Here is a 26,227-nt window from a genome sequence, read left to right as displayed (position 1 = left end):
ATGCGTTCTTCATGTTTCGTCATAGGTCAGCATAATCAAATTGTAGATGCGCGCTTTCGGCAAGTCGAGCAAGATGTCGATGCGCTTGGCAGGGTGCGAAATTGGAGCTTGCGGAGGCGGGTTACGATGTGGAGCTTTGTAATCAGAGATCTACTGGCTGCCCACCGGCCTCGGGGCGCGAAGCGCCCAACAGATGCGTGACATGCCGGAGAGATTGGGCAAGTATTCGCCGCAGCAGCCAATCCGCCGCCGCAAGGCGGCGAGTGGGACCGCCGACAGCCTGTCGGCCCCGGCGCGAAGCGCCGGGTGCTTTGTCATTTTTACAGTAACTTATCAGGCTTTTATCGGTTCCGAACGCCGCCTGACGGCGGCGGGCCGGCAGGCTGCCGGCGCTCCCAGTCGCGGCTTCGCCGCGGTATTGGCGAAGACTTTCACAGTCTCCGGAGCGGAGTCACGAGGGGCCGAGGGACGGGGCGCGACCTACGATGCAGCGTTTCGTCACCAGAAGTCAATCCGAGCATTCTGGGGACATAAAAAAGGGGCCATTCGGCCCCTTCCTCCGGCGCGGCCGGCCACGATTGGCCGGACCTGTCCGATCGGCGAATTACTCGCCGAGCTCGACCGCCTTCATGCTCAGCCGAATCCGCCCTTGCTTGTCGACTTCCAGGACCTTGACCCGGACCTGATCACCTTCCTTGAGCTTGTCGCTGACCGACTGCACGCGCTCCTCGCAGATCTGGGAGATGTGCACCAGGCCGTCGCGGCCGGGGAGGATGGTGACGAAGGCGCCGAAGTCCATGATGCGGGCGACCTTGCCCTCGTAGACCTTGCCCACTTCGACATCGGCGGTGATGAGCCGGATGCGCCGCTTGGCTTCTTCACCGGCGGCCTTCTCGACCGAGAAGATTTTGACGATGCCGTCGTCGGTGATGTCGATGGTGGCGCCGGTCTCTTCGGTGATGGCGCGGATGACCGAGCCGCCCTTGCCGATGACGTCGCGAATCTTCTCCGGGTGGATCTTGAGTTCGATGATGCGCGGGGCATGCTCGGACATCTCGGCGCGGTGCACGTCGATGACCTTGTTCATCTCGCCCAGGATGTGGAGCCGGCCGACCTTCGCCTGGGCCAGGGCGATTTCCATGATCTCCTTGGTGATCCCTTCGATCTTGATGTCCATCTGCAGGGCGTTGATGCCCTCGACGGTACCGGCGACCTTGAAGTCCATGTCGCCCAGATGGTCTTCGTCACCCATGATGTCGGTGAGGACGGCGAACTTCTCGCCTTCCTTGATCAGGCCCATGGCCACGCCAGCCACCGCGCCCTTGATCGGCACACCGGCATCCATCAGCGACAGGCTGGTGCCGCAGACGCTGGCCATGGAGCTGGAGCCGTTGGATTCGGTGATCTCGGAGACGACGCGCACCGAATAGGGGAAGGCCTCGATGCCGGGCATGACGGCCAGCACACCGCGCTTGGCGAGCCGTCCGTGACCGATCTCGCGGCGCTTGGGGCTGCCGACGCGGCCGATCTCGCCGACGCAGAAGGGCGGGAAGTTGTAGTGGAGCATGAAGTGCTCGCGCCGCTCGCCGTCCAGTGCGTCGATGATCTGGCTGTCGCGCTCGGTGCCCAGGGTGGTGATGACCAGCGCCTGGGTCTCGCCGCGGGTGAAGAGCGCGGAGCCGTGGGTGCGCGGCAGGACGCCGGTGCGGATGGTGATGGGGCGCACCGTCTTGGTGTCGCGCCCGTCGATGCGCGGCCGACCCTCGATGATGTGACCGCGCACGATCGCGCTCTCGAGCCGCTCGATGGCGCCCTGGATCTGCTGGGCGTTCCAGACGCACCCTTCGAGCGCTGTAACCCGATCGTGAATGTCCGCCCGGATCTCGTCCAGGACGGCATAGCGAGCCATCTTCTCCTTGATGGTATAGCCCTCGGCGATCTGGCCGGCGCCGGCGTGAGCCACTGCCTCGGCCAGTTGCGGGTCAGGGAGCACGGGCTTGAAGGGGATTTGCGCCTTGTGGACCTGAGCCGCCAGCTCGCGGATGGCGGTAATGACGACCTGCATCTGGTCATGGCCGAACAGGACGGCGCCCAGCATCACTTCTTCGGACAGGCCGCGCGCCTCGGACTCGACCATCAACACGGCCTTGTCGGTGCCGGCCACGATCAGGTCCAAGTCGCTGTCCGGACCCAGGCCGATGACGGCGGGGTTCAGGATGTACTCGCCGTTCTTGTAGCCGACCCGCGCCGCGCCGATGGGGCCGTTGAACGGCACGCCGGCCACGGCCAGGGCCGCGGAGGTGCCGATCAGCGCCGGCACCTCGGGGTTCACGGCCGGGTTCAGCGACTTGACCGTCGCGATGATCTGGACTTCGTTGGTGAAACCATCGGCGAACAGGGGCCGGATCGGCCGGTCGATCAGCCGCGAGGTCAGGATCTCGCCTTCGCTCGGACGGCCCTCGCGACGGAAGAAGCCGCCGGGGATGCGGCCGGCGGCATAGGTCTTTTCCTGATAGTCGACGGTCAACGGCAGGAAATCGCGCTCCGGACTGGGCTTCTTGCTCACCACCACGGTGACCAGCACCACGGTGTCGCCCATACTGACGAGCACCGCGCCATCGGCCTGGCGAGCGATCTCGCCGGTCTCCAGGGTGACGGTCTGATCGCCGAATTGAAACTGCTTACGAATGGGGGTGGGAATCACGGGTCAGTCCTCTGGTCTCGGCCTCGGGTTTGCAAAGAGTCGCCTGCGCCACAGGCTCCAGGTGCGTAGGGGACCGCGGGTGGCCTGCGGGCAGGCGCCCGAGGCCTGGGAGTTTGGCCCCGGCGGCCGACAACCAGCCGCCGCGGGGCGGGCGGACTCAGGGCCATGGCCGTGGGTCCGCCAGTGCAGCGTCTAGCGACGCAGACCGAGTCGCGCAATCAGCTCGCGATAGCGATCGAGATCCTTGCCCTTCAGGTAGTCGAGCAGCTTGCGTCTGGAATTGACCATGCGCACCAGACCGCGACGCGAGTGGTGGTCGTGCTTGTGGATGCTGAAGTGTCCGGTCAGTTGCTGGATGCGTGCCGTCAACAGGGCAACCTGCACCTCAGGGGAACCGGTATCGTTCTCCCCCCGGGCGTAGGCGGTGACGATCTCTTTCTTCTCTGCGGCATTCATAGTCATTGAGGGTCTCCTTAAAATAATGGGGACATGAAAAGTCCTGTACCGACGGCACCTGCCGCCGCTGATCACCCCGACAATGACATCAGGGGATCGGACCGATTGATAGACCGCGAAATTCTACCGGCTCGCTGGACCGGCTCCAAACCATGGTGCGTTTGAAGACATGCGTTGCCGCGCCGACCGCCGAGGATCGGCAAGTCGACACGCGTTGGACCTCGCGTCGGCCGCTCAGACCAACCGCTTGGGCTGCACCTTACCGTCATCCTGGATCTCGCCGACACCCAGAAAGTGCTCGGAGACATCGTACAGCCGCACCAACCCCTCGGTCGGCGCCCGCGGAACCAGTACCGCCTGACCCTGCTGGAGGTAAAAAGCCGCATCGGCCGACAGGCGCAACGCGGGCCAGTGACCCAGGGCGGAGTCGAGCGGCAGCAGCAGCGCGTCGAGTTGCGGCGCCGCGCCCTCCTGGTCCGCCAGGTCACGCACCTGATCCAGGGTGACGAAGGGCACCAGGGTGTCCAGGTAGGGACCGACCCCAGTGCGGCGCAACTGACTCACATGCCCCCCGCAGCCGAGTTCCCGACCGATATCTTCGGCCAGGGTGCGGACATAGGTGCCCTTGGAACAGTGCACTTCGAGTTCGATCTCAGGCAGTTCGCAGCTCAGCAGATCCATTGAGAAGATCTGGATCCGGCGCGGTGTGCGTTCGACTTCCAGTCCCTGACGCGCCAGCTTGTAGAGTCGCTGGCCGGCATGCTTGACCGCCGAATACATGGGCGGCAACTGATCGATCGGCCCCAGAAAACCGGCCAGCACGTCGCGCACACGTGCCGCATCCACCCCCACCACGGGTTTGGTCTCGACCACCTCACCCTCCGCATCGGCGGTAGTGGTGGTGACCCCGAGCAGCACCTTGACCCGGTAGCGCTTGTCGGCGTCCAGCAGGAAGGCCGAAAACTTAGTGGCAGCCCCCAGGCACACCGGCAGCAGGCCGGTGGCGAGCGGGTCCAGACTGCCGGTATGGCCGGCCTTGGCGGCACGATACAGGCGCTTGATCCGTTGCAAGGCGTCGTTGGAGGTGAGCCCCAGGGGCTTATCCAACAACAGAATCCCGGTGACGTTACGCCCCGGGCTGCGGCGTCTCCCTGACATCATTGGGGTTGCTCCTGGGCGTCGGTGCTCGACGCGGGTGAGGACGCATCAGCCGCGTCGGCGCCGTCAACGCTGTTGGCGGTTTCGGCCGGCGCGTCGTCGGTCGGCGCGCCACTGCCCTGCACCGCCACGTCGATCAGGTGCGACAAGTGTTCACCGGCGAGGATGGACGCGTCATAGACGAAATGGAGTTGAGGCATGATCCGCAGCCGCACCCGTTGCGCCAGCGCATGACGCACGAACCCGGACAGGCGGCCGTTCAGCAGCCGCGCCTGCTCCTCCGCGTCTTCCTCCCCTCCGAAGCAGGTAAAGAAAACCTTGGCGTGCGACAGGTCGCGGACCACCCGCACCTCCTGCACCGTGATGTTCCCCAACCGCGGGTCCCGAACCTCATCGCGCAGCACCTGATAGAGCTCGCGCTTGAGTTCGGAACCGATCCGCTCGGTACGATCGAATTCCTTCATGCCTGATCCGCTGCCGCCACGCTCATATGATCCGCGCCCGCTCGGTGCGCTCGAACACCTCGATGTGGTCACCGACCTGAACATCGTTGTAGTTCTTCACCCCGATGCCGCAATCGGTGCCGGCCCTGACTTCGGCCACGTCGTCCTTGAAGCGGCGCAGCGACTCCAGCGTCCCCTCATAGATCACCACGTTGTTGCGCAAAACGCGAATGGGGTTATTGCGCTTGATCAGCCCGTCCACCACCATGCAGCCGGCGATGGCGCCGAACTTGGAGGAACGGAAGACATCGCGCACTTCCACCATCCCGATGATCTCCTCGGTCACGATGGGCTTGAGCAGGCCGGAGATGGCCTTCTTCACGTCATCGATCAGCTCGTAGATGATGCTGTAGTAACGCAGATCGATGCCCTTCTCCTCCACCACCCGGCGCGCCGCCGCGTCGGCCCGGACATTGAAGCCCAGGATGATGGCATTGGAGGTCACCGCCAGATTGGCGTCGGACTCGGTGATGCCGCCTACCCCGGTGGCCACCAGGATCACCTTCACCTCGTCGTTGGTGAGCTTGAGCAAGCTCTCGCGCAGGGCTTCCAGACTGCCCTGGACGTCGGCCTTGACGATCAGGTTGACCGACTTGAGCTCCCCGTCCTTGAGCTGGGAGAAAATCTGATCCAGGCTCACGCCGCGGTTCTCGTCCAGCTTGGAGCGGCGCACCCGCGTGGAGCGCAATTCCGCCACTTCGCGGGCCCGGCGCTCGTCAGCCACCGCCAGCACGTCATCCCCGGCGTTGGGGGTGGCGGAGAGGCCCAGGACCTGCACCGGGATCGACGGACCAGCCGCCTCGATCGGGTTCCCCGCCTCATCAAACATGGCGCGCACCCGGCCGTACTCCCCGCCGCTGACGATCATGTCGCCGCGGCGCAGGGTTCCGGACTGCACCAGAATGGTGGCCACCGGACCCCGGCCCTTGTCCAGACTGGATTCCACGATGGTCCCGCGGGCCGGCCCGTCCACCGGCGCCTTGAGCTCCAGCACCTCGGCCTGCAGCAGAATGGCGTCCAGCAGGTCGTCGATCCCAACGCCGGTCTTGGCCGAAACCTTGACCAGCATGGTGTCGCCGCCCCATTCCTCGGTCAGCACGTCGTGCTGGGACAGCTCCTGCATCACCCGATCCGGATTGGCATCGGGTTTGTCCATCTTGTTGACGGCAACCACGATCGGCACCTTGGAGGCCCGCGCATGGTGAATCGCCTCGATGGTCTGGGGCATCACGCCATCGTCCGCCGCGACCACCAGGACCACGATGTCGGTGACCTTGGCACCGCGGGCACGCATCGCCGAGAAGGCGGCATGGCCGGGGGTGTCCAGGAAGGAGATGACCCCCCGATTGGTCTCCACATGGTAGGCGCCGATGTGCTGCGTGATGCCGCCGGCCTCGCCGGAGGCCACCCGGGTCCGCCGGATATAGTCCAGCAGCGACGTCTTGCCATGGTCGACGTGACCCATGATGGTCACGACCGGCGCGCGCGGCTGGGCCTCGGCCTGGCCGGACTGCTCGTCGGCCTCTTCGATCAGGGTGTCCTCGGCGGTACGCTCATCGGCTATAACCGCTTTATGACCCATGTCCTCGACCAGCAGGGTCGCCGTATCACGGTCCAGGGCCTGGTTGATCGTGACCATCATGCCCTGTTTGAAGAGCTCTTTGATCAGATCGCCGACCTTGATCGACATCCGGTTGGCCAATTCACCGACTGAGATGGTCTCGGGCAGCTCCACCTCGCGCACCACCGGCGCGGTCGGCCGCTGGAACAGGTGCTTGTCCTGAAGCTGCGGCTTGGCGCCCTTGCGCTTGCGACGCGGACGCCCGCCGCCAGCCTCGCCATCGACTTCCTCGTATTCGGCGCGGGGTGCCTCCTGATCACGGGCCCGCAGCGTATCTTTGCGTCCGGCCTTCTTGACCGATTTTTCCTTCTCCGACAGTTCGGGGACTTTCTTGGCCGCAGCCGCCACCGCAGGCCGCTTGGCTGGTTTGGCGGCCTCGGGGCGGCGGCGCGCGACCGCGGCCTCGGGCCGCTCGTCTTCCTGACGCTCGCCGACCACCGACGGCGCGGCCGCCGGCACGGTTTCCTCGGGCGCCGCTGCGGCGGCGGCCGCCGCGGCGGCAGCGGCAACAACCGAACGTTCGACCGCCGCCCGCGACTCTTCTTCAGCCAGACGCCGGGCCTCGACCTCGGCCGCCCGGCGCGCCTCGTCAGCCTCGCGACGGCGCTCCTCGTCTTCCCGCGCCCGCCGCTCCTGGTCCTCCAGGTCGGCCAACCGCCGCGCTTCCTGTTCCGCCCGCAAGGCTTCGAGCTCGGTACGGCGGCGACCACCGTCATGGGGGATACTACGCAACGTCTGCCGATCGCGGGGCGGCGGCCGCGGGGAATCGGCCGGCCGCCGCAGCGGCGGTGTCGGCCGGGTTGGCGCGGCGGCAACCGGGGGCGGGGATGGCGCCGCCGGGGCGGGCGGGGTCGTCGGGGCCGTCGGGGTGAGCTGCGCCTCGGCGACCGGGGTGACCTCAGCCTCGGTTTCGACCTCGGTTTCGACCTCGGTTTCGGCTTCGACTTCCGCCAGCCGCTCGACCACTGTCGCCGCAATGGCCGCGGCTACGGGCTCGACGACCATCTCGACCGAAACCTCCTCAGGCACCTCGGCCGGCGTCGGCTCATCGCCGCGCTTGACGTAAGTCCGCTTGCGGCGCACCTCCACGCTCACCGTCTTGGCACGCACGGTTGGGGTCGGCCGCGAACCGCCGGCACCGCCGCTACCACCGCCGGGAGCACGCGGGGTCACCGCCGGCTGGCGCAACTCGCTCATCGACTTGCGCTTGAGTGTGACCTGACTGGGGTCAGCCCCACCTTCGCCCCCCCCCTTGCCATGACTGCGCCGCAGATAGCCCAGGAGTTGCAGCTTTTCCTGCTCGGTCAGGGTGGAATCCGCGCCGCTGGCACGGATACCGGCCTCGCTGAGCTGGGTCAGGAGGCGTTCGACCGGAATGCCGACCGTAGAGGCGAGTTGTTTGACTGTGACTTCACTCATGAACGAACCTCCTGGCGGGATTCCTCACCCGCATCGGCAAACCAGGGCTCACGCGCTTTCATGATCAAGCGCGCCGCCCGCTCTTCGTCCATGCCCTCGACTTCCATCAACTCATCGACCGACTGTTCGGCGAGATCCTCCATGGTCGTCACCCCGCGCGCCGCCAGCGCGAAGGCAAGGCTCTCGTCGACCCCTTCCATGCCGAGCAGGTCCGCCGCGGGTTCAGTTCCCAACACCTCCTCCGACGCGATGGCGCGGGTGAGCAACACGTCCTTGGCGCGTTGCCGCAGCTCGGTGATCGTGGCCTCATCCAGATCGTCGATCGCCTGCATCTCCGCAAGCGGCACATAGGCCACCTCATCAACGCTGGTAAAGCCCTCATCCACCAGGATGGCCGCGAGGTTCTCATCCACGCCGAGTTGATCCATGAAACTCTGGACCGAACGGCGCGCCTCCTGCTCGCTCTTGGCGGCAGCCTCCTCTTCATTCATGACATTGAGTTCCCAGCCGGTGAGTTGGCTGGCGAGCCGCACATTTTGCCCGCCGCGCCCGATGGCCTGGGAGAGATTCTCCTCCTTGACCGCCACGTCCATGCTGCGCGACTCCTCATCGATGACGATGGAGACCACATCCGCCGGAGACATAGCGTTGATCACGTATTGAGCCGGGTTATCGTCGTAGAGGATGATGTCGACACGCTCGCCGTTGAGTTCGTTGGAAACCGCCTGCACCCGCGAACCGCGCATACCGACGCAGGCGCCCACCGGGTCGATCCGCGCATCTTTGGTGCGCACCGCGATCTTGGCGCGCGCGCCGGGGTCACGGGCAGCGCCCAGGATTTGGATCAGCCCCTCGCCAACCTCCGGCACCTCGAGTTTGAACAACTCGATGAGCAGTTCCGGGGCAGTGCGGCTGACGAACAATTGTGGCCCCTTGGCCTCGGCGCGCACGTCGAACAGATAACCGCGCAGGCGGTCGCCGGTGCGTACCGATTCGCGGGGGATGACGTGCTCACGGGGGACCAGTGCCTCGGCGTTGTTACCCAGGTCGAGCAGGATGGTGCCCCGATCCGCCTTCTTCACGATGCCGGTCACCAGTTCGCCCTTGCGGCTCGTGTAGGCATCGACGATCTTGGTACGCTCTGCTTCCCGCACCTTTTGAACGATGACCTGTTTGGCGGTCTGCGCGGCAATGCGCCCGAACAGCTCCGAGTCGATCTCCTCTTCCATGAAGTCTCCGGCCTGGAGCCCGGGCTCCAGCATCTCGGCAGCGGACAGGGTGATCTGGCGTTCGGGGGCCTCCAGGACGCCCGCCGCCGGGTCCTCGATCACCTCCCAGCGACGGAAGGTCCGGTAGTCGCCGGTCTTGCGGTCGATCACCACCCGCGCCTCGATCTCGCCACCGTGCTTCTTGCGGGTCGCCGAGGCAAGCGCCGCCTCGATGGCCTCGAAGATCACATCCTCGGGCACATCTTTTTCGTTGGATACGGCCTCAACGACCAGCAGGATCTCTTTACTCATACGTTCTTTTACTCAGCACTGTGCGACCGGCGACCAGCGTTACCGGTGCGCGGCGTCTCCGAAATCAGGTACCAAACGAGCGGACTCCAGGACTGCCAACGGAATTTCCCAGACCCGGCCCTCGGCCTCCAGCCGGATGATCACGGGCGGGGCGCCCGCGGCCTCATCCAGGGCCCCCAACCCAAGCAGCACACCCTCCAACTTGCGCCGACCTTCGATCTTCTCGGCCAGCCGGACCTTGATCCGGTGACCGGCGAATCGCGTGAAGTGCTCCGGAAACACCAGGGGCCGATCCAGGCCGGGCGAGGACACCTCCAGATCGTAATGACCCGGCAAGGGGTCCTCCACGTCCAGGACGCCGCTCAACTGGTGGCTCACGGCAGCACAGTCGTCCACTGTGACGCCCTGTGCCTGGTCGATGTAGACCCGCAGCGTCCCGGCCCCGCCGCCGTGCTGAAAAAACTCGACGGCAACCAGTTCATACCCCATGGACTCCACCACGCGGAGTGCCAACTGCGTCAGGGTGCTGTCAACCGGCTGCATTGCAAAAAACCTTGAAGGAAAACGCGTCCCAAAAATGAAAAATGGGCCAATGGCCCACTTCTGATGTCGACCGGCCCCACGGACCACCGTGGACGGGGCGACCCACCTCGCGAAGTACAAAAAAACCCCGGAAGACGGGGTTCATGACGGAAAATTCGGGGGCAATGCCCGTTCGAGGAAAACTCTGACCGTCAAGCACGCTAGCCTTCGGATTCTAGGTCTTCTGCGTCCTGCGCGCAAGACGCTTGATCCGGTATTGGAGAACTTCCGGAATTGGCGCGGTGGTGCGACCATGGGCGCATGCCAACCACCAGTCACCACGGCACCGCGGACGAGCAGGCGCTACAGCACACCGTCAGGGAGCGGACCCATCACCTGCTGACCACGGCCGGGGCTTGGCTGCGCATCGCGATTCCTGAGCCGCAGATTCGTTTCGACCTGCGGGGACGGGCTGCCGGCCAGGCCCGCCTCGCGCTGCGTGGCCCCTGCATCATCCGTTTCAACCCGGTCCTGCTGCGCGCCAACCGCGCGTCATTTCTGGCCGACACGGTTCCTCATGAGGTGGCGCATCTCGCGGCCTTCGCCCGCTACGGCATGCGCATCCGTCCGCACGGACCGGAGTGGCAAGCGATCATGCGCTACTTCGGAGTCGAACCGGAACGCTGCCATCGCTACGACCTGTCCGCCACCAGCGGACGCACCCTGCGCGAGTTCGATTACCACTGCGACTGCCGGGAACATCGGCTGAGCAGTATTCGTCACAACCGCATCTTAGCGGGCGGGACCTATATTTGCCGCCACTGCGCGACCCCGCTGCGGCCGGGTCCGCGGCCTGGCCTGGCCGGCATCTGTTGAGTGACAGACCTTCGTGTAGGGGCGGGTTTGAAACCCGCCCCTACGCCGGTTATCACGTCCGAAAGCTATAAACACGAACACAACCGTTTCGTTGTCGTTGTCGTTGTCGTAATCGGAGGTTGCGATGCTAACCAAGCGCGGACAGCGAACCCCCAAGAGGCGAGAGAATCCGGGGCGCTACGATATCCTCGATTACGACAACGACAACAACCGAGACGCCGACGGCGTTCCCTACATGAACTTGTTTAGCCTATTAGTGAACGGTTCCCTAGCCCAACGCAACCCGACTCCGGGCCAGCCCTTTCGGAGTGACCTGCTGGTCAACGCGGCGCGTAGGGCGTGGGCCCATAGCCGGGTGGATATCCCGGATAGCCATAGGGCGGTGCCGGCGGGCCCCAGTAACCCCAAGGTGTCGGCACCGCCATCGGCGGCGCCTGAGGTCCGCGCGTGGGAACCGCGGACGGGCGCGGACGAGACGCCACGGCCGGTTCCGGGACAGGCCCGGACGGTGCTTGCACGGCAGGCGCGGGAACAAGCACCGGCGCGGCGGTCGCCGGGGGCGCCGCGGAGACGACCCCGGAAACCGAGGGGACCGGCACGGCGGCAGGCATGACCTGAGGCTCCGCGATCTGAGGCTCCGCAACCTCGGGCTCCGCGATCTGGGGCGCCGCGATCTGGGGCTCCGCGACCTGAGGTTCCACGATCTGGGGCTCTACGACCTGAGGTAAGACCTGAGACCCTGACGCTTGGAGCTTATCCGCGGCAGACGCTGATTCCGCTTCCGGCCGATGCGGTAAGGGCACATCGACCGCTGTCATTGCATTGATGTCGGCATCGGCCGGCACCTGCGGCTCCGGAATAGAACGGCCGCTCATCAAGGTATTGGCGAAGGCCGCCGATTCCGCCGCCGCCACCGGTGCCGGTGCCGGTGCCGGTGCCGCGACCGGCGCTTGCACCACGGTCGGCGACGGGACCGGCAGGGCGCCGGACGCGGAGCCCGCGGTCGGCGCCGCGGGCTCGACCGCGCGGTCACCGGCGACCTGGGGCGCGGTCGGCACCACCGCCGACGGGGCCGTCGCTTCCGGGGTCGCCGGTGTCGTGCGCGGATGCAGGGCCCCGACCGCGGTCTCAGGACGCTTGATCGACCCCAGGTAGAGCACGCCGAACACCAGCACCAACAACCACAGCATCAGCCTGGCCCACCAGCCAAGACCCACAACCGCGGCAGACTTCGTCATAATTCGGTGCCTATAAGAAGAAATGATAACAACATTGAAGACGGGAGAGCGTTTACGGGACGCGGCACGGGCGCGGTCTCAGGGCGCGCCGGAACCGGCCGCCAGGGCCGCCAGGATCGGCCCCGACTGCCCGGCACAGAATCCAAGATGCGCTTCGATCGCGGTCATGGTGATTGCTCCCTCGCCTTTTCCAGCGGCCCAGTTAACCACGAACGCGAGACTCGCGTAACACAGACCCAGTTCGCGGGCCAGGGCGGCCTCCGGCAGACCGGTCATACCCACCAGATCACAGCCGTCGCGTTCCATCCGCGCGATCTCGGCCGCCGTCTCCAGCCGCGGCCCCTGGGTCACGCCGTAGGTCGCAGGCGCGGCCGCGACTACCCCGGCGGCCGCGCAAGCGCGCAACAGGTCCATGCGTAACTCCGGGCAGTAGGGCTCGGTGAAATCCACGTGAGCCACCGCACCCGCGTCGCCATCATGAAAACTCTGGTCACGGCCATGGGTGTAGTCGATCAGTTGATCGGGAACCGCAAAGACCCGCGGACCGAAGCGCGCGGTGATGCCGCCGACGGCCGCCAGACCGAGCACGCGCTGCGCACCGCAAGCGTGCAGCGCCCACAGGTTGGCCCGATAGTTGACTCGATGCGGCGGCAACCGATGACCTTCACCGTGCCGGGGCAGGAACAAGATCGGATGACCGGCAAGGCAGCCGTGCACGAGGGGCGCCGAGGGGGCGCCGAAAGGGGTGTCGAGCGGTTTCGCCTCGATAACCTGAAAACCGGGCAGGCGCTGAAAACCCGAACCCCCGATGATCGCGAGCAGACCCATCGCATCCTCTGAAGAGTCACCTGAACATGAAGGTGTGAGTCTACCTCAGAGACCGCGGAAGCCAAAAAAAAACCGGCGCCGCCACGCGCGTGGGGGCGTCGGTACGGTTGAACTGGCGCTGCCGTCGGTCGAACTGCGCGTGGGCAGTCCGGGCGGTCTAGATCCGCGTCTCCTGGAACATCCCGATCTCGACCAGCTTGGGAAAGAGCACCCGCTCCTCACGCTCGATACGCTGCCCAACCATATCGAAAACCTCATGGGTCTCGGTCAGGAAGTCTTCGCTGAACGTGAAGTCGCAGTTCTTCAGCCAGTGCTTGTGGTAGTCGTCGAAGGTCTTACGCAACGGCCGCTCACCGCTGATGAACCCCCAAGCGATCGACTTGACCTTGGGATCCTCATGGATCAGCAGACTGGGGTAGAGCCCGCGATCTTCTTCGGCCAGGTGTCTGCGCACCTTTTCGCCGAGATCACAGAGCAACTCAAACGCGGTCTTGGCATTCGGGCGGATCCGCAGTTGATCCTTAGTCAGGATCGAACGGAGATCATCGATCATCTGCCGGAGTTCAGCATGCGTGCTGCGATAACCGTCTAGTGTATACATGAGCCATCCTCCTCGTTATTACCTCGCGAGCGTAAGGGGAAGGCAAAAAGCTTCCGCGACACCCACGACTCGGCACGTTTTCGATGCGGTGCCGATCGTAAGGTCGGTGCACGCGCGAACGTGTTGACTAAGAGATACCGCAAAATCGCCCTGGAGTCAAAAAGTCCCTATTTATATCAGAGTTTTATCGAATACCAATCAACAGTCCCCGATGGCCACGGCGAAGACGCCAGGAACGTTTCGAAAGTAGCTCTTATAGTCCAAACCGTAGCCGAAGAGGTAGCGGTCGGGGACCTGGACACCCACGAAATCGGCCTCGCAGACATGGGGCCGCCGTTTCTCCACCAGAACCGCCGCGTGTACCCCTGCCGCTCCGTCTTCGCGGCAGGCCCGCACGATGGCGTCCAGGGTCACGCCCTCGTCCAGGATATCGTCCACGATCAGTACCTGTTCCCCGCGGATGGCTTCCGTCGGGCGGTAGTGCCAGACCAACTCGCCGCCGCTGGTCGTTCCCTGGTAGCGACCGACATGGACATGACCCAGCCGCAACTGAAAGTTGAGTCGGGGCAGCAGCAGGCCGGTGGCGATGACCCCCCCGCTCATGACACAGAGCACCAGCGGGTCGGTCCCGGCCAAGCGCTCGCTGATGGCCTCGGCCATGCGGTCGATCGCCTGCTCCATCGCGTCCTGGGTGACCAGGCACTCGGCACGGTCGGCGACCGCCGTGTAAGTCTCGGGGGAAAGCTTCATAGGGTGATTCACGTCGGTGATGGGTGGCGGGTGGGATCGTCGAGCGCCAGGTCGAGGGTCGCCAGGTCTTCCAACAGGGCGACCTGGCGCACACCCGCCTGCCAGCGCGGCGCTTCGTGCAGTCGCGCGGGTTCGGGGTCACCGCGTCCGTGCATCCTCAACAGGCGTAACTGGCCGGCAGGATCATGGTTTTCACGAAAGGCCTGGACGATCGCGACCGCGGCCGGACGATTGTTGCAGATCAGCAGCATGTCACAGCCGGCGCGCGCGGCCGCCTGAGCGCGCTCCACATAGCCGCCGCCGGCATCGGCCGCGGCCATATTGAGGTCATCGCTGAAGATGACGCCCGCAAAACCGAGACGTCCGCGCAACAGGTCGCGCAACCAGACCGCGGAGAATCCGGCGGGCTCCGCCGCAACACGGGGATAGATGACGTGAGCCGGCATCACCGCCTCCAACCCGTGTTCGATCAGTCGTGCGAAGGGGATCAGGTCAGCGGCCAGGAGGTCAGCCAGGTCGCGTTCGTCAATCGGCAGCGCCGTATGGGAGTCGGCCGCCACCCCGCCGTGCCCAGGGAAGTGTTTACCCACTGCCGCCATCCCGGCCTGGCGGACCCCGGAGGTCCAAGCCGTAGCCAAGTCCACGACTTGGGTCACCCGCGCACCGAAGCCGCGGTCACCGATAACCTGACTGATGCCCCGATCCAGATCCAGGACCGGAGCGAAGCTGAAGTCCACCCCCGCCGCCCGCAACTCGGCCGCCATCAACCAGGCCACGTCGGCGCAAGCGGCACAGGCACGCCGCGGGTCGGCGGCATAGAGTGCGCCAAAACGCCCGGCCGCCGGCAGCCGGGTGAAACCGTCGCGAAAGCGCTGGACCCGCCCGCCCTCTTGATCCACACCGATCAGCAAGCGCGGTTCCCGCAGAGCATGGATCGCCGCGGTCAACCCCGCCAACTGCTCAGGCGACGCGTAGTTGCGGGAAAATAGGATGACACCGCCCACGGCCGGGTGACGCAGCAACTCGCGATCCTCGGCGGTCAACTCCGGACCGGCCAAGTCCACCATGATCGGACCCAGTGACATGGCTTAAGCCTCCCGGCTCTCGGTTGTCCGGCCCATCGCTCGCGGGGTCTTGATCAGGGCTGGTGTACTGGGTTCCGGCATGGATTTGCTCGCGACGCTGGGGCCGGGCAAGAACACCCGGCGCAAGATGGCGTTTGTAGCACAGGGCGCGGGTCCGGACCACCGAATCAACCGCGCCGCGTCACGGCAACGGCTCGGCCCGCGTCATGTCGAGCCGGATACCCAGGGGTCCGCGAGGGACCCACACCTCGACGATCCCGCGGCCGCGCCGCACCCGCACCGGCACCAGTTCTCCGGACTCACCCTGGGTGGTGCCGTCGCGCAATGCGTCGGCGGCGTACATCCGCTCGCCGGCATAGGATTCGATAAGGTCTCCCGCCTGGAGTCCGACCGCCTCGGCCGCCGAACCCGGAAGTACCGCGGCGACCGCGACCCGGTTGTCCTCACCCGTCAGATAGAGATAGCGGTCATAGGCCAGGTCGCCGATCTCGTCCCGCAACGGTCGCGCCTCCCCGCCGAGCTGACCCGCTTCCTCACGATAGCGGTCAGTGCCGATCCAGCCTTCGCGCACCGCCCGATCGCGCAGGGTCAGCCGATCCAGCTCCAACCGCGCTTCCTGCCAGATGATGTCATCCGCAAGCCCGGCGTCGACCCCGGCCGCAACCAGCGTGGTCCGTCGCTCATCGGGGGTTCGCGGCGCGGTTGGACGGTCCAGGCTCGTATCGCCTGCCGCGATCCGGCCCGCCAGGGTCTGCTCGACCTGGACCAACCGCGCCTGGAGGTCGGCCAGACGCGCCTCGGCGTCGCGCCAGGCGGCAAGTAACGTCGCGACGCGCGGATCGGCCGTCGGCTCCGGCGCCGCGGCCACAACCGGCGCCGACGGCACGACCGGCGCAGTCGCGGCCGTGACTTTGGCAACCGGTGCAGACGCGGGCGGTACAGACGCGGGCGGCGCCGACAACGCGGGGGCATCGGCAGCCGCGGTTGTCCCTGATGGCACGGCAGGCACCTCGGCGGAGGCGAACAACTGGGCGTAACCCAAGGCACCGACGAGAGTCCCGGTGACAAGTCCCAAGGCGGTAAGAGTCCAGGTGGGTTTCATTAGATTCTACTTTAGGTCAGTATTGCGGTTCTGAGACGGTGCTTCGCCAGTCTGAAAGTGTGTCCGCGAGCCTTCGGACAACAGGGTGCCGGCGGACGTTCCATCCTGGGCTGTCGGGTCCTTGCGGACCGGACTATCGCCCAGGCGATCGGTTGGGTTTCGCCGCGTTGCCCCGATGTAGACCGCAACGCAACTGCAACACGCTTACAACAAAACGGCGCCGCAATTCAGCGCACCGAGTGAGGATCGAGACAGGACATGAATGCGAAAAACTTCAACATTTTGCTCTGGGTCGGCGTATCCCTGTGGTTAGTGATGATGTTCAATGGAATGAGCGCGCCAAGCCAGATCGAGGCACGGAACCTGAGCTACAGTCAGTTCCTGAGCGAGGTGTCCGACGGTGCCATAGAAGAGGTGCGCATCCAGGATCAAACCATCAAGGGCACCCGCACCGATGGCTCGCGCTTCGAGACCTTCAACCCCGATGATCCCGGCCTGGTCGCCGATCTCCTGAAAAACGGCGTGGTGATTCATGCCGAGCCCCCGGCGCAACCCAGTGTGATGGTCCAGATGCTGGTCGCCTGGCTGCCCTTCCTGTTGCTGGTCGGCGTCTGGATTTGGTTCATGCGCCGCAACTCCGGCGGCGGCGGTCCCGGCGGGATCTTCAGCTTCGGCAAGAGTCGCGCCCGTCAGCACGCGGAGGGTGACGTCAAGGTGACCTTACGCGATGTCGCCGGGGTCGAGGAGGCCAAAGAGGAAGTCGGCGAACTGGTCGACTTCCTGCGTAACCCGCAAAAATTCTCGAGTCTTGGCGGGCACATCCCGCGCGGCGTGCTGATGGTCGGCCCCCCCGGTACCGGTAAGACCCTGCTGGCGCGCGCTATTGCAGGCGAAGCCAAGGTGCCGTTCTTCAGCATTTCCGGCTCGGACTTTGTTGAAATGTTCGTCGGCGTCGGCGCCTCGCGCGTCCGCGACCTGTTCGAGCAGGCCAAGAAAAGCGCCCCCTGCATCATCTTCATTGATGAAATCGACGCGGTCGGCCGCCGCCGCGGTGCCGGTCTGGGCGGCGGGCACGACGAGCGCGAGCAGACCTTGAACCAACTGCTGGTGGAGATGGACGGCTTCGCCGGTAATGAGGGCATCATCGTGATCGCCGCCACCAACCGGGCCGACGTGCTCGATCCGGCGCTGCTGCGGCCCGGTCGTTTCGACCGTCAGGTGGTGGTCGGACTGCCGGATCTGGCCGGTCGCACCGCCATCTTGGAGGTGCACATGCGCAAGGTGCCTCTGGCCGAGGACGTGGTCGCCCGCACCATCGCCCGCGGTACCCCCGGCTTCTCCGGCGCCGACCTGGCCAATCTGGTCAATGAGGCCGCCCTGTTCGCCGCGCGCGCCGGTCTCACCGCCGTGAACATGCAGATGTTCGAGAAGGCCAAGGACAAGATCATGATGGGCGCTGAACGGCGCAGCATGGTGATGTCCGAGACCGAGAAGAAGCTGACCGCCTATCACGAGGCCGGTCATGCCATCGTCGGCCGCCTGGTCCCCGAGCATGACCCGGTGCACAAGGTCAGCATCATCCCGCGCGGTCGGGCGCTGGGTGTCACCCTCTTCCTGCCGGAGCGCGACCGCTACAGCATGAGCAAGCGCCAGCTGGAAAGCCAAATCTCCAGCCTGTTCGGCGGGCGCCTGGCGGAGGAGCTGATCTTTGGGCCCGAGCATGTCACCACCGGTGCGTCCAACGACATTGAACGCGCCACCGCGATTGCCCGCAAAATGGTGACCCGTTTCGGGCTCTCCGACAACCTGGGGCCCTTGGCCTATGCGGACGAGGAGGGCGAGGTCTTCCTCGGCCATTCGGTGACTCAGCAGCGCCAGATCTCCGCGGACACGGCGCAGTCCATCGACCAGGAGGTGCGGATCATCATCGACCGCAACTACCGGCGTGCGCAGGACCTGCTCAACGAGAACATGGACAAACTCCACGCCATGGCCGATGCCCTGCTGCGCTTTGAGACCATCGACCGGGATCAGATTGACGACATCATGTCCGGCCGGCCGGCCCGCGAACCGGTCGAGGACACCGGACCCACGCTCCCGCCCCGCGGCAGCAACCCGGCAACCGGCGGTAAGCCGCTGCAAGACCCGCCGATCGCCGGACCGAGCGTACGGGGGATCTGACCACAGACCGCCGGGGTGCGATCACCCCGGCTCGACCGCGCAGCAACCATCGGGGCCGCTCATGCGGCCCTTTTTTCTGTGGCTCGAACCCATCACAATCGCCCACCGACCTCGGGACAACGCCGCACCCGAAGCAGGCTCCCACGACGCCCGCCCTGGCCGCACGGCAGATCGCGTCAGCCATCCACATCCACGGACAGACCGCCGGCCCAGGCCGGCACGCGCGACAGTACCCCATTACCCGATACAATGAGGGTTCACGCCCGGCAGGCGACCGCCGCTGAGCCTCCTAGGCCCTAAGCGCAGCACGCACATAAGAAACATGACCGCAGTCCCTACGCGTCGATCCTGGTCCGCGCCCGCCCTGGTCCGCGCGGCCATCGTCCTCGCCTGTGCCTGGTGGGTCTGGCTGCCCGGACCGGTGCGCGGGGAGGTCACGACAGCCGCCGACCGCGCCATCGCCGCGGCGCCGCCCGCCACCGGGACACCGGCACCGCGCATGGCGGGCGAACGCACCGCCGCTTATGAACGCGCGGCCGCACCGCGGCCCCGGTCGATGTTCGCGGCCGCGCTCGCGGCCAACCTGATCCTGACGGCCATCATCCTGACCGGCTATCAGCGCCACCTGCGTCACACCCGTGACAACCTGCTGGCCGCCACGGCCGGCGCCATGGCGCTGGAACGGCAACTGCGGCAGGGACTGGAGTCTCTGGGTGAGGCCCAAGAGACCTTCTGGCGTCTGACCGATGCGACCCAGGGCGCGATCATCGTCACCGACGGCGAGGGACGCGTCACCTACTGGAATACGACTGCCGAACGACTCTTCGGGTACAGCGCCGCCGAGGCCCTGGGCAGCGTGATCCACGACCGGCTCGCCCCCCGCAAACCCCGCCCCGACGCGACGGCCGACGGCACTCACTTTTTCTCTCACGAGGACAGCCCGAGCGGCGACCGGTCCCACGAGATCGAGGCCCTGCACCGGGACGGCCGGCGCATTCCGGTCGAGATTTCTTCCGTTGCGTCCATCACGCACGACGGCCGCTGGGGAGCGATCAGCATCCTGCGTGACTGTTCCGCGCGACGCCTGGCACAAAACCAGATGCAGCGCATGCAGTCGAGCTTCAGCAACGTAGTGCTCAAGAACCACAGCGGCATCCTGGTGGTCGACCGCCAGGGACTGATCCGCTTCTCCAACCCGGCGGCCCAGAAATCGCTGGGGCGCAACGCTGCGCAACTGGACGGCCTGCCGTTCGGCCTGCCCAGCATCGGCAGTCAAACGGAACTCGACATCCTGCGTCCGGACGGCAGCTATGGAGTCGCGGAGGTCACCGCGACCGAGACCGAATGGGAAGGCCTCCCAGCCTCCCTGATCATGCTGCACGACATCACGGATCGCAAGCGGGCCGAGGACCAGGTCCAGCACCAGGCTACCCACGACCCACTCACCGGTCTACCCAACCGAACACTGTTCCTCAACTGTCTGGAGCAGGCGCTGATGGACGGGCGCCGCCACCGCCAGCCGCTGGCGGTCCTGTTCCTCGATCTCGACCGTTTCAAAGAGGTCAACGACACCCTGGGTCACCGGGTCGGCGACGCCCTGCTCGAAGCGGTCGCCGAGCGGCTCAAGCGCATCCTGTGCAACACGGACCTGGTCGCGCGCCTGGGTGGTGACGAGTTCACGGTGCTCGCGCGACGCGTCGGCTCCGCCAGCGGCGCCGGGGAACTGGCGGCGCGGATCAGCACCGCCTTCAGCACCCCACTGGACGCGGCCGGCCATCGGCTCTACTCCCGTCCCAGTATCGGTATCGCCCTGTTCCCGGCCCATGGGAACACGGCAGAGACCCTGATGCGCAATGCCGATACCGCCATGTATGAGGCCAAACGGCGTCCCGGCATCGAAGGCTTCGCCTTCTATCAGCCGGAGCAAACCCAGCGCTCACGCGAGCGCCTGGATCTGGAAACACGATTGCGCACCATCCTGGCCACGGGCGGCCTGCGGCTGCGCTATCAGGCCCAGGCCGATCTGCGCACCGGGCGCCTGTGCGCTGCCGAAACCCTGCTGCGCTGCGTCGATGCCCAGGGACGGATACTCCTGCCGGGGCAGTTCATACCGGTGATGGAGCAGACCGGCTTGATCCGCGAGGCCGGTGATTGGGCGCTCGACGCCGCCTGCATGCAAATTCGCGCCTGGCTGGACCAGCAGTCAACCGACGCGGACGCGCCCGTCTGCACCCCGCCGCCCCTGGCTATCAATCTATCCGCCGTCCAACTTGATGATGCGCATCTCCCCGACCGAATCACGGAACTCCTTGACCGTTACCGGCTGGCGCCCGATCGACTCGCCCTGGAAGTCACCGAGACCGCCCTGATGGACAAGGCCGATCGGGCCCGCACCATCCTCGAACGCCTGACGACACTGGGCGTCAGCTTGCATCTGGACGATTTCGGTACCGGTTATTCGTCACTGGCCCTGCTCGGCGAACTGCCCTTCAGCGTGATCAAAATCGACCGCAGCTTCGTCCTCCAGGTACCCGGGTCCGAAAAGCACGTCGGGCTGATCGCGGCCATGATCGCCATGGCCCACCGCCTGCAACTGCGGGTGGTCGCCGAAGGCGTCGAGACCCCGGATCAGTGGGCGCTGCTGCGTCAACTGGGATGCGATATGGCGCAAGGCTACCTGATCAGCCGGCCGCTGCCCCCAGCGGCGTTCGCACGGATCTGCATGGGGCATCGCGACATCCCGGTGAAGCACGGCTAAACCGCGTCCAGGGCAACATGCGTCAATCGCATACCGCGCTGGGCGCGGATTAGGTGATTTCCGAGAAATGATCTACCGACGTGTAGGGGCGACTTTAGTCGCCCTGATCCGCGCGCCGTCCCCTGCAGCGAAGGGCCTTGAGCGGAATCCCGGCCAGCGGTATGCGTAGTCAGGGCTTCCAGCCCTGACGGTGTCAGGCCAGGATGGCCTGACGACGCACCCGGCGAGCCCAAGTGGCCGGAATCTTGATCAAGGCCCAGCGAAGCACGTGCCACCGACCCGCCGAGCACCTTGACATGCGTGCGTTCGCGCGTAGAATACCATCCATACAGATGGTCAGCAGATGTTATATGGATGGCGCATGACAAAGATGAGCGTACACGATATTCGCCCTAAACTCAGCGACACCGAGAAGATCACGATCAATCTCGGACCGGTCGATCTCGGCCAGATCGACCTCCTGGTGCAGGAGGGCTTTTACTCCAATCGCACCGATCTGATTCGTACCGCGATCCGTAACCAATTGGCCAAGCACGCCGACTCGGTTCACCAGACGATCGCCCGCAAGAGTCTGGTGCTCGGGATGCAGCATTATTCGCGCGCCGATCTGGAGGCGGTGCAGCGGGCGGGAGAGCAACTGCAAATCCAGGTCCTGGGTCTGGCCAGCATCGGTGCCGATGTGTCGCCGGAACTGGCGCTCGCCACGATCGAATCGGTTGTGGTCCTGGGCGCCCTGCACGCGAGCCCCGCCGTCAAGAGCGCGCTCGCCGGGCGGATCAAATGACTAAAAGAACAGGAAACTCTCTATGAAGATCAATGAAAAAATGCTCGCCGGAATGCGCGAGGCGATGGCCCGCCTGCACCGGGACGGTCCGGCCGCCGCGACGACCAGCATTCAGCAGACACTCGCTGGCCTGATGCCGCGCGGCGCACCGGGTGCACGCGATGCAGCGCCACCGGGCACCGGCGACGCAGTTGGTACGGCCGGCGGATTCGTCCCGGACCTGCTCGCCCGCCTCGGCATCACCACGCCGCCGGATGGGTCGCGCTTCCAACTCCCCGCCTTCGCACCGCAACCCGTTGCGCCGGCGCAGGGCGCCACGCCTACACCGGGCGAGTTTCGCGCCGGCACCTTTGTCAATCACGCCGGGACCCGTGACTACAAGCTCTACATCCCAAGCACCTACACGGGTCAGACATTACCGCTGGTGGTGATGCTGCACGGCTGCACCCAGAGTCCGGACGACTTCGCCGTCGGCACCCGCTGGAATGCGATTGCCGAGGAGTGGCCCTGCCTGGTCCTGTATCCGGCGCAATCGTCCGCGGCCAACCCGACGCGGTGCTGGAACTGGTTCAATGTGGATCATCAGCAGCGCGGCGCCGGTGAGCCTTCGCTGATCGCCGGGATGACGCGTGAAGTGATCGCGAACTATCACGCCGATCCGGCGCGGATCTACATCGCCGGCCTGTCCGCCGGGGGCGCCATGGCCGTCGCGATGGGCACCCTCTATCCGGAACTCTATGCCGCGGTCGGCGCGCACTCCGGCATCCCCTATGCGGCAGCCAATGACTTGCCGTCGGCCTTGGGTGTCATGCAAAGCGCGGGCGCATCGACCGACGCCGCCCCGGGCGCGGGAACACCGACCATCGTGTTCCACGGCGACCGCGACCAGACCGTCCATCCGCGCAATAGCGATCACATCGTGAGCCAGTGCGTGCCGCCGCGAACGCAAGCGCAGATGCAGACACGGCAGGCCGAGGGGACTGAGCGCACCTATACACAGACGACTCACCAGGGACCCGACGGCACGGTGGTCGCGGAGCACTGGCTGGTACACGGCGCTGGTCATGCCTGGTTCGGCGGCGACCGGCGCGGCAGTTTCACCGATGGCACGGGACCCGATGCGTCACGCGAAATGATGCGGTTCTTCGCGGCCCATGCGCATCCCACGGCAGCGCTTGCCGCGGCCGGGATCGAACGCGAACAGGCTTAGGAACCGTTCACCACCATATCGGGAACGCCTGTCGCGTCTCGTCGTTGTCGTTGTTTCATTTATCGGAATCCCCCATGAATCAACCCCTGGTACTCGCGTCAACCTCACCCTTCCGGCGCGCCCTGCTGACGCGGCTGGGCCTGCCCTTCACGACCGACTCACCGCAGGTCGACGAAACCCGTCGGCCCGACGAGCCGCCGCAGGTCATGGTCTTGCGCCTGGCGGAGGCCAAGGCGAACGCCGCCGCCGAGCGCCACCCGGACGCCATCATCATCGGCGCCGATCAGGTCGCCTGTATCGACGATCTGGTGCTCGGCAAGCCGGGCAACCGCGAGCAGGCGATCGCCCAACTGGAACGGGCCTCCGGACGCACCCTGGTCTTCCAGACCGGGCTCTGTCTGCTCAACGCCATCACCGGGCGCACCCAGACCCTGGTAGAACCCTTCCATGTCCACTTCCGCCCACTCACGCGCCGCCGCATCGAGGCCTACCTCGACCGCGAGCAGCCCTACGACTGCGCCGGGAGCTTCAAATCCGAGGGATTGGGCATCGCGCTCTTCGCCCGCCTGGAGGGCGACGACCCCAGTGCACTCATCGGCCTGCCCTTGATCCGCCTGGTCACCCTGCTGGAGTCCGAGGGGCTGGACCCCCTGGGTCGTCAGGTAGGGGCGCCTTAAGTCGCCCCTGCATGTCGGTAGACCCTTTCCCGAAAATCACGGTAGGCACAAACACGCTCGTTGTCGTTGTCGTTGTCGAGTTTATCGTAACGCCCCCGAACGCTCTCGCACCGCGTGGCTTCGCTGTCCGCGTCCGGTTTCGACCGACAAGACCCGCGCTCCCCGAAGTGGTCTCATGGATTGCTTCCAAGACGCTGATCAGCGAAGATTTCACCCTGCGCTATTCCGGCGCACGATCAGTGATCTAAGGCTCGGGGGGAGTACGGACCATGGCTGCGGCTTCATCGAATACCATCTCGCCACGCGCAAGGCGTTGGCACTGGGTCACTTATGCGGTTGGGGGCCTGATGCTGACCGCCATTCTGGCCTTGGGGGGCTGCGGCGGAGGCGAGAATCAGCGCGACGACACCGGCGGATATGAGCCCCCGGCTAGCGGTTACCGCACCTCGGGTGAATTTCCGGTCCCTTCGGAGATCGAGCCCAACGTGGACTTCTGGCGTCATGTTTACGGCATCTGGAGCCGCAATCAGGTCGCCTTCCACGACGACGAGCACCTGGGCGTGATCTACGAGGTGGTGCGTCTGCCGGACGCGGGCAGTGACGGCTACACCGAATCGCAAAAGGGCTTTGTCCGCTCACGCCAGCAATACCATGAGGACCGGGTGCGCGAGCTGGAGCGGCGGGTGACCACGAATCAGCCGCTGAGCACCCAGGATAAGGAACTCCTGGCCAAATTCGAACGGGCCGGCGGCACCCGGGCACTTTACGGAGCCGCTGATCGGGTACGCAGCCAACGCGGCCTGCGGGAACGTTTCCGCCGCGGCATGGAGATCAGCGGACGCTACGAAAAGTCCTTCCGCGAGGTCATGCGCTCCGCCGGGCTGCCGGAGGACTTGGCCTACCTGCCCCATGTCGAGTCGTCCTACCAGACCAACGCCCGTTCCAGCGCGGGTGCCGCCGGGGTCTGGCAGTTCATGCCGGCAACCGGACGTATTTACATGAAGGTCAATAACGTGGTAGATGACCGCTACGACCCGATCATCTCCGCCCAAGGGGCCGCGCGCTACCTCTCCGAGGCCCACAACCGCCTGGGCAGTTGGCCGCTGGCGATCACCAGCTACAACCACGGTCAAGGCGGCATGGCGAATGCGAAGGCCCAGTACGGCCACAATTTCGGGCACGTCGTTCGCAACTACAAGGGCAAGTATTTCAAATTCGCCTCCCGGAACTACTATGCCGAGTTCCTGGCAGCCCGCGAAGTGGCCGGCAACCCGAGCCGCTACTTCCCCGAGGGTGTGGCCTACGAAAAGCCCTGGTCCAGCGACCGTCTGGTGTTGCGCGACAGCATGCCGGCGGACCATGTGGCACGCCATTACGGTGTCTCCACCGCCAGCCTCGCCGGCCTGAATCTGCATTGGCGGGAGCCCGCCCGTGACGGACGCGCCAACCTGCCCGCGGGCACCACGGTGTGGCTGCCCGGCGGCAGCATGAGTCGGGTCGCCAGCCAGCCGCCGTCCTACTCCGGATCGGCGTTGGCGTCACGCACCGCGCCGCCGCCGACCAGGACCGCGGCGACCGCCATGGCCTTCCAGGCGGTAAACGCCAAGCCGATCGCGACGGTCGCGTTCCGCAAGAGTGCACGAATCGAATCCGAGGACGAACCGCGAATCGCCAAGGCCGAACCCGAAACGGCACCGATGGCGCCGCCGGCTCCCAGGGCCAAAACCAAGGTCGCCAAGACCGCGCCTAAGTCCGTACCGGTCGAGGAACTCCAGACCAGCCCGCCGCGCAAGGCCGCGAAGGCGGAGACCAAGACCGCGAAAGCCGATGGAAACAAGGCAAAAACCGCGACCAAGACGGCCAAGGCAGAGGCGAAGCCGACGAAGGTCGAGCCCAAGGTCGCCAAGGCGGAGGCCAAGACCGCCAAAGAGGCGAAAGCTTCCAAGTCCGCGGACAAAGCTGCCAAGGCGGAGCCGAAGACCGCGCAGGCAGACAAGTCAGCCAAGACCAAGGTGCACGTCGTCAAACCTCAGGAGACCCTGTTCCGGGTTGCCAGCGGCAACGGCCTCTCGGTCGCAGAACTGCGTAAACTGAACAAGATGGGACCCAACGACAATAGCATCCGTCCGGGGCAGAAGCTCAAGGTCGGCAGTTGATCCATACCCCCGGCGGCCGGAACGGCCGCTGACCCGCCCCTCACCGCGCACGCGCGCGGTGCGCTCGCGTCAAACAGC

General features: G+C 65.7%; 20 protein-coding genes. 7 read left to right on the top strand and 13 right to left on the bottom strand.

The features are described 5' to 3' along the window. Window positions 1–604 precede the first annotated feature (604 nt). The 7 genes from pnp to A39O_RS0114470 form a co-directional block, all read right to left on the bottom strand. Complete coding sequence (pnp, locus tag A39O_RS0114500) at window positions 605–2,704, bottom strand: polyribonucleotide nucleotidyltransferase (protein WP_020505383.1); 2,100 nt, start codon at window positions 2,702–2,704, stop codon at window positions 605–607. A 192-nt stretch (window positions 2,705–2,896) separates the two neighbouring features. Beyond that, window positions 2,897–3,166, bottom strand: coding sequence for a 30S ribosomal protein S15 (rpsO, locus tag A39O_RS0114495; RefSeq protein ID WP_026199417.1), 270 nt, complete (start codon window positions 3,164–3,166; stop codon window positions 2,897–2,899). Between the two features lie 228 nt (window positions 3,167–3,394). Then, window positions 3,395–4,318: a tRNA pseudouridine(55) synthase TruB gene (gene truB / locus A39O_RS0114490; RefSeq protein WP_026199416.1), complete on the bottom strand. Its 924-nt coding sequence runs from the start codon at window positions 4,316–4,318 to the stop codon at window positions 3,395–3,397. Further along, window positions 4,318–4,782 carry a 30S ribosome-binding factor RbfA gene (gene rbfA, locus A39O_RS33575; RefSeq protein WP_020505380.1) on the bottom strand — a complete coding sequence of 155 codons (465 nt, stop codon included), beginning with the start codon at window positions 4,780–4,782 and terminating at the stop codon, window positions 4,318–4,320. The genes truB and rbfA overlap by 1 nt, the downstream gene beginning before the upstream one ends. Window positions 4,783–4,804: 22 nt before the next feature. Beyond that, window positions 4,805–7,861, bottom strand: coding sequence for a translation initiation factor IF-2 (infB, locus tag A39O_RS0114480; protein ID WP_020505379.1), 3,057 nt, complete (start codon window positions 7,859–7,861; stop codon window positions 4,805–4,807). After that, the gene (gene nusA, locus A39O_RS0114475) at window positions 7,858–9,381 is read right to left on the bottom strand and encodes a transcription termination factor NusA (RefSeq protein WP_020505378.1); all 1,524 of its coding nucleotides are present in this window, start codon (window positions 9,379–9,381) and stop codon (window positions 7,858–7,860) included. The genes infB and nusA overlap by 4 nt, the downstream gene beginning before the upstream one ends. 39 nt (window positions 9,382–9,420) lie before the next feature. Further along, window positions 9,421–9,924, bottom strand: a complete 504-nt coding sequence (locus tag A39O_RS0114470; RefSeq protein WP_020505377.1) for a ribosome maturation factor RimP — start codon at window positions 9,922–9,924, stop codon at window positions 9,421–9,423. A gap of 300 nt (window positions 9,925–10,224) precedes the next feature. Here A39O_RS0114470 and A39O_RS0114465 point away from each other — a divergent pair, with 300 nt between their 5' ends. Continuing rightward, complete coding sequence (locus A39O_RS0114465) at window positions 10,225–10,779, top strand: SprT family zinc-dependent metalloprotease (RefSeq protein ID WP_020505376.1); 555 nt, start codon at window positions 10,225–10,227, stop codon at window positions 10,777–10,779. 320 nt (window positions 10,780–11,099) lie between these two features. Here the strand turns inward: A39O_RS0114465 and A39O_RS0114460 are convergent, their stop codons facing one another. From A39O_RS0114460 to A39O_RS33570, 6 genes are all read right to left on the bottom strand, one after another. Then, entirely contained in the window at window positions 11,100–12,017 is a 918-nt protein-coding gene (locus A39O_RS0114460; protein WP_020505375.1) for a hypothetical protein, read from the bottom strand. A 78-nt stretch (window positions 12,018–12,095) separates the two neighbouring features. After that, complete coding sequence (locus A39O_RS0114455; RefSeq protein ID WP_020505374.1) at window positions 12,096–12,845, bottom strand: S-methyl-5'-thioinosine phosphorylase; 750 nt, start codon at window positions 12,843–12,845, stop codon at window positions 12,096–12,098. Window positions 12,846–13,002: 157 nt separating this feature from the next. Beyond that, window positions 13,003–13,446 carry a hemerythrin domain-containing protein gene (locus tag A39O_RS0114450; protein ID WP_026199415.1) on the bottom strand — a complete coding sequence of 148 codons (444 nt, stop codon included), beginning with the start codon at window positions 13,444–13,446 and terminating at the stop codon, window positions 13,003–13,005. Window positions 13,447–13,644: 198 nt separating this feature from the next. After that, window positions 13,645–14,196 carry a hypoxanthine-guanine phosphoribosyltransferase gene (locus tag A39O_RS0114445; protein WP_020505372.1) on the bottom strand — a complete coding sequence of 184 codons (552 nt, stop codon included), beginning with the start codon at window positions 14,194–14,196 and terminating at the stop codon, window positions 13,645–13,647. A gap of 8 nt (window positions 14,197–14,204) precedes the next feature. Next, window positions 14,205–15,281: a beta-N-acetylhexosaminidase gene (gene nagZ, locus A39O_RS0114440; protein ID WP_020505371.1), complete on the bottom strand. Its 1,077-nt coding sequence runs from the start codon at window positions 15,279–15,281 to the stop codon at window positions 14,205–14,207. Between the two features lie 181 nt (window positions 15,282–15,462). After that, complete coding sequence (locus A39O_RS33570) at window positions 15,463–16,383, bottom strand: hypothetical protein (protein WP_020505370.1); 921 nt, start codon at window positions 16,381–16,383, stop codon at window positions 15,463–15,465. A 258-nt stretch (window positions 16,384–16,641) separates the two neighbouring features. Here A39O_RS33570 and ftsH point away from each other — a divergent pair, with 258 nt between their 5' ends. The 6 genes from ftsH (at window position 16,642) to A39O_RS42690 (ending at window position 26,149) form a co-directional block, all read left to right on the top strand. Continuing rightward, a complete protein-coding gene (gene ftsH, locus A39O_RS0114430) occupies window positions 16,642–18,564 on the top strand; it encodes an ATP-dependent zinc metalloprotease FtsH (RefSeq protein ID WP_020505369.1) in 1,923 nt (640 codons plus the stop codon). A 322-nt stretch (window positions 18,565–18,886) separates the two neighbouring features. Next, window positions 18,887–21,322, top strand: coding sequence for a putative bifunctional diguanylate cyclase/phosphodiesterase (locus A39O_RS36630; RefSeq protein WP_051088821.1), 2,436 nt, complete (start codon window positions 18,887–18,889; stop codon window positions 21,320–21,322). A 370-nt stretch (window positions 21,323–21,692) separates the two neighbouring features. Continuing rightward, window positions 21,693–22,106 carry a CopG family transcriptional regulator gene (locus A39O_RS0114420; protein WP_026199414.1) on the top strand — a complete coding sequence of 138 codons (414 nt, stop codon included), beginning with the start codon at window positions 21,693–21,695 and terminating at the stop codon, window positions 22,104–22,106. 22 nt (window positions 22,107–22,128) lie between these two features. Further along, window positions 22,129–23,316: an extracellular catalytic domain type 1 short-chain-length polyhydroxyalkanoate depolymerase gene (locus tag A39O_RS33560; protein ID WP_020505367.1), complete on the top strand. Its 1,188-nt coding sequence runs from the start codon at window positions 22,129–22,131 to the stop codon at window positions 23,314–23,316. A gap of 74 nt (window positions 23,317–23,390) precedes the next feature. Then, window positions 23,391–23,993 (top strand): Maf family protein, encoded by a 603-nt coding sequence (locus A39O_RS0114395; RefSeq protein WP_020505366.1) that lies wholly within the window; start codon window positions 23,391–23,393, stop codon window positions 23,991–23,993. Window positions 23,994–24,262: 269 nt separating this feature from the next. Next, window positions 24,263–26,149 (top strand): transglycosylase SLT domain-containing protein, encoded by a 1,887-nt coding sequence (locus A39O_RS42690; RefSeq protein WP_245561901.1) that lies wholly within the window; start codon window positions 24,263–24,265, stop codon window positions 26,147–26,149. Window positions 26,150–26,227: the final 78 nt, after the last annotated feature.

The sequence above is a fragment of the Lamprocystis purpurea DSM 4197 genome (assembly GCF_000379525.1).
GTDB classification, from domain to species: domain Bacteria; phylum Pseudomonadota; class Gammaproteobacteria; order Chromatiales; family Chromatiaceae; genus Thiodictyon; species Thiodictyon purpureum.
This window is presented reverse-complemented; position numbering and strand designations above follow the sequence as displayed.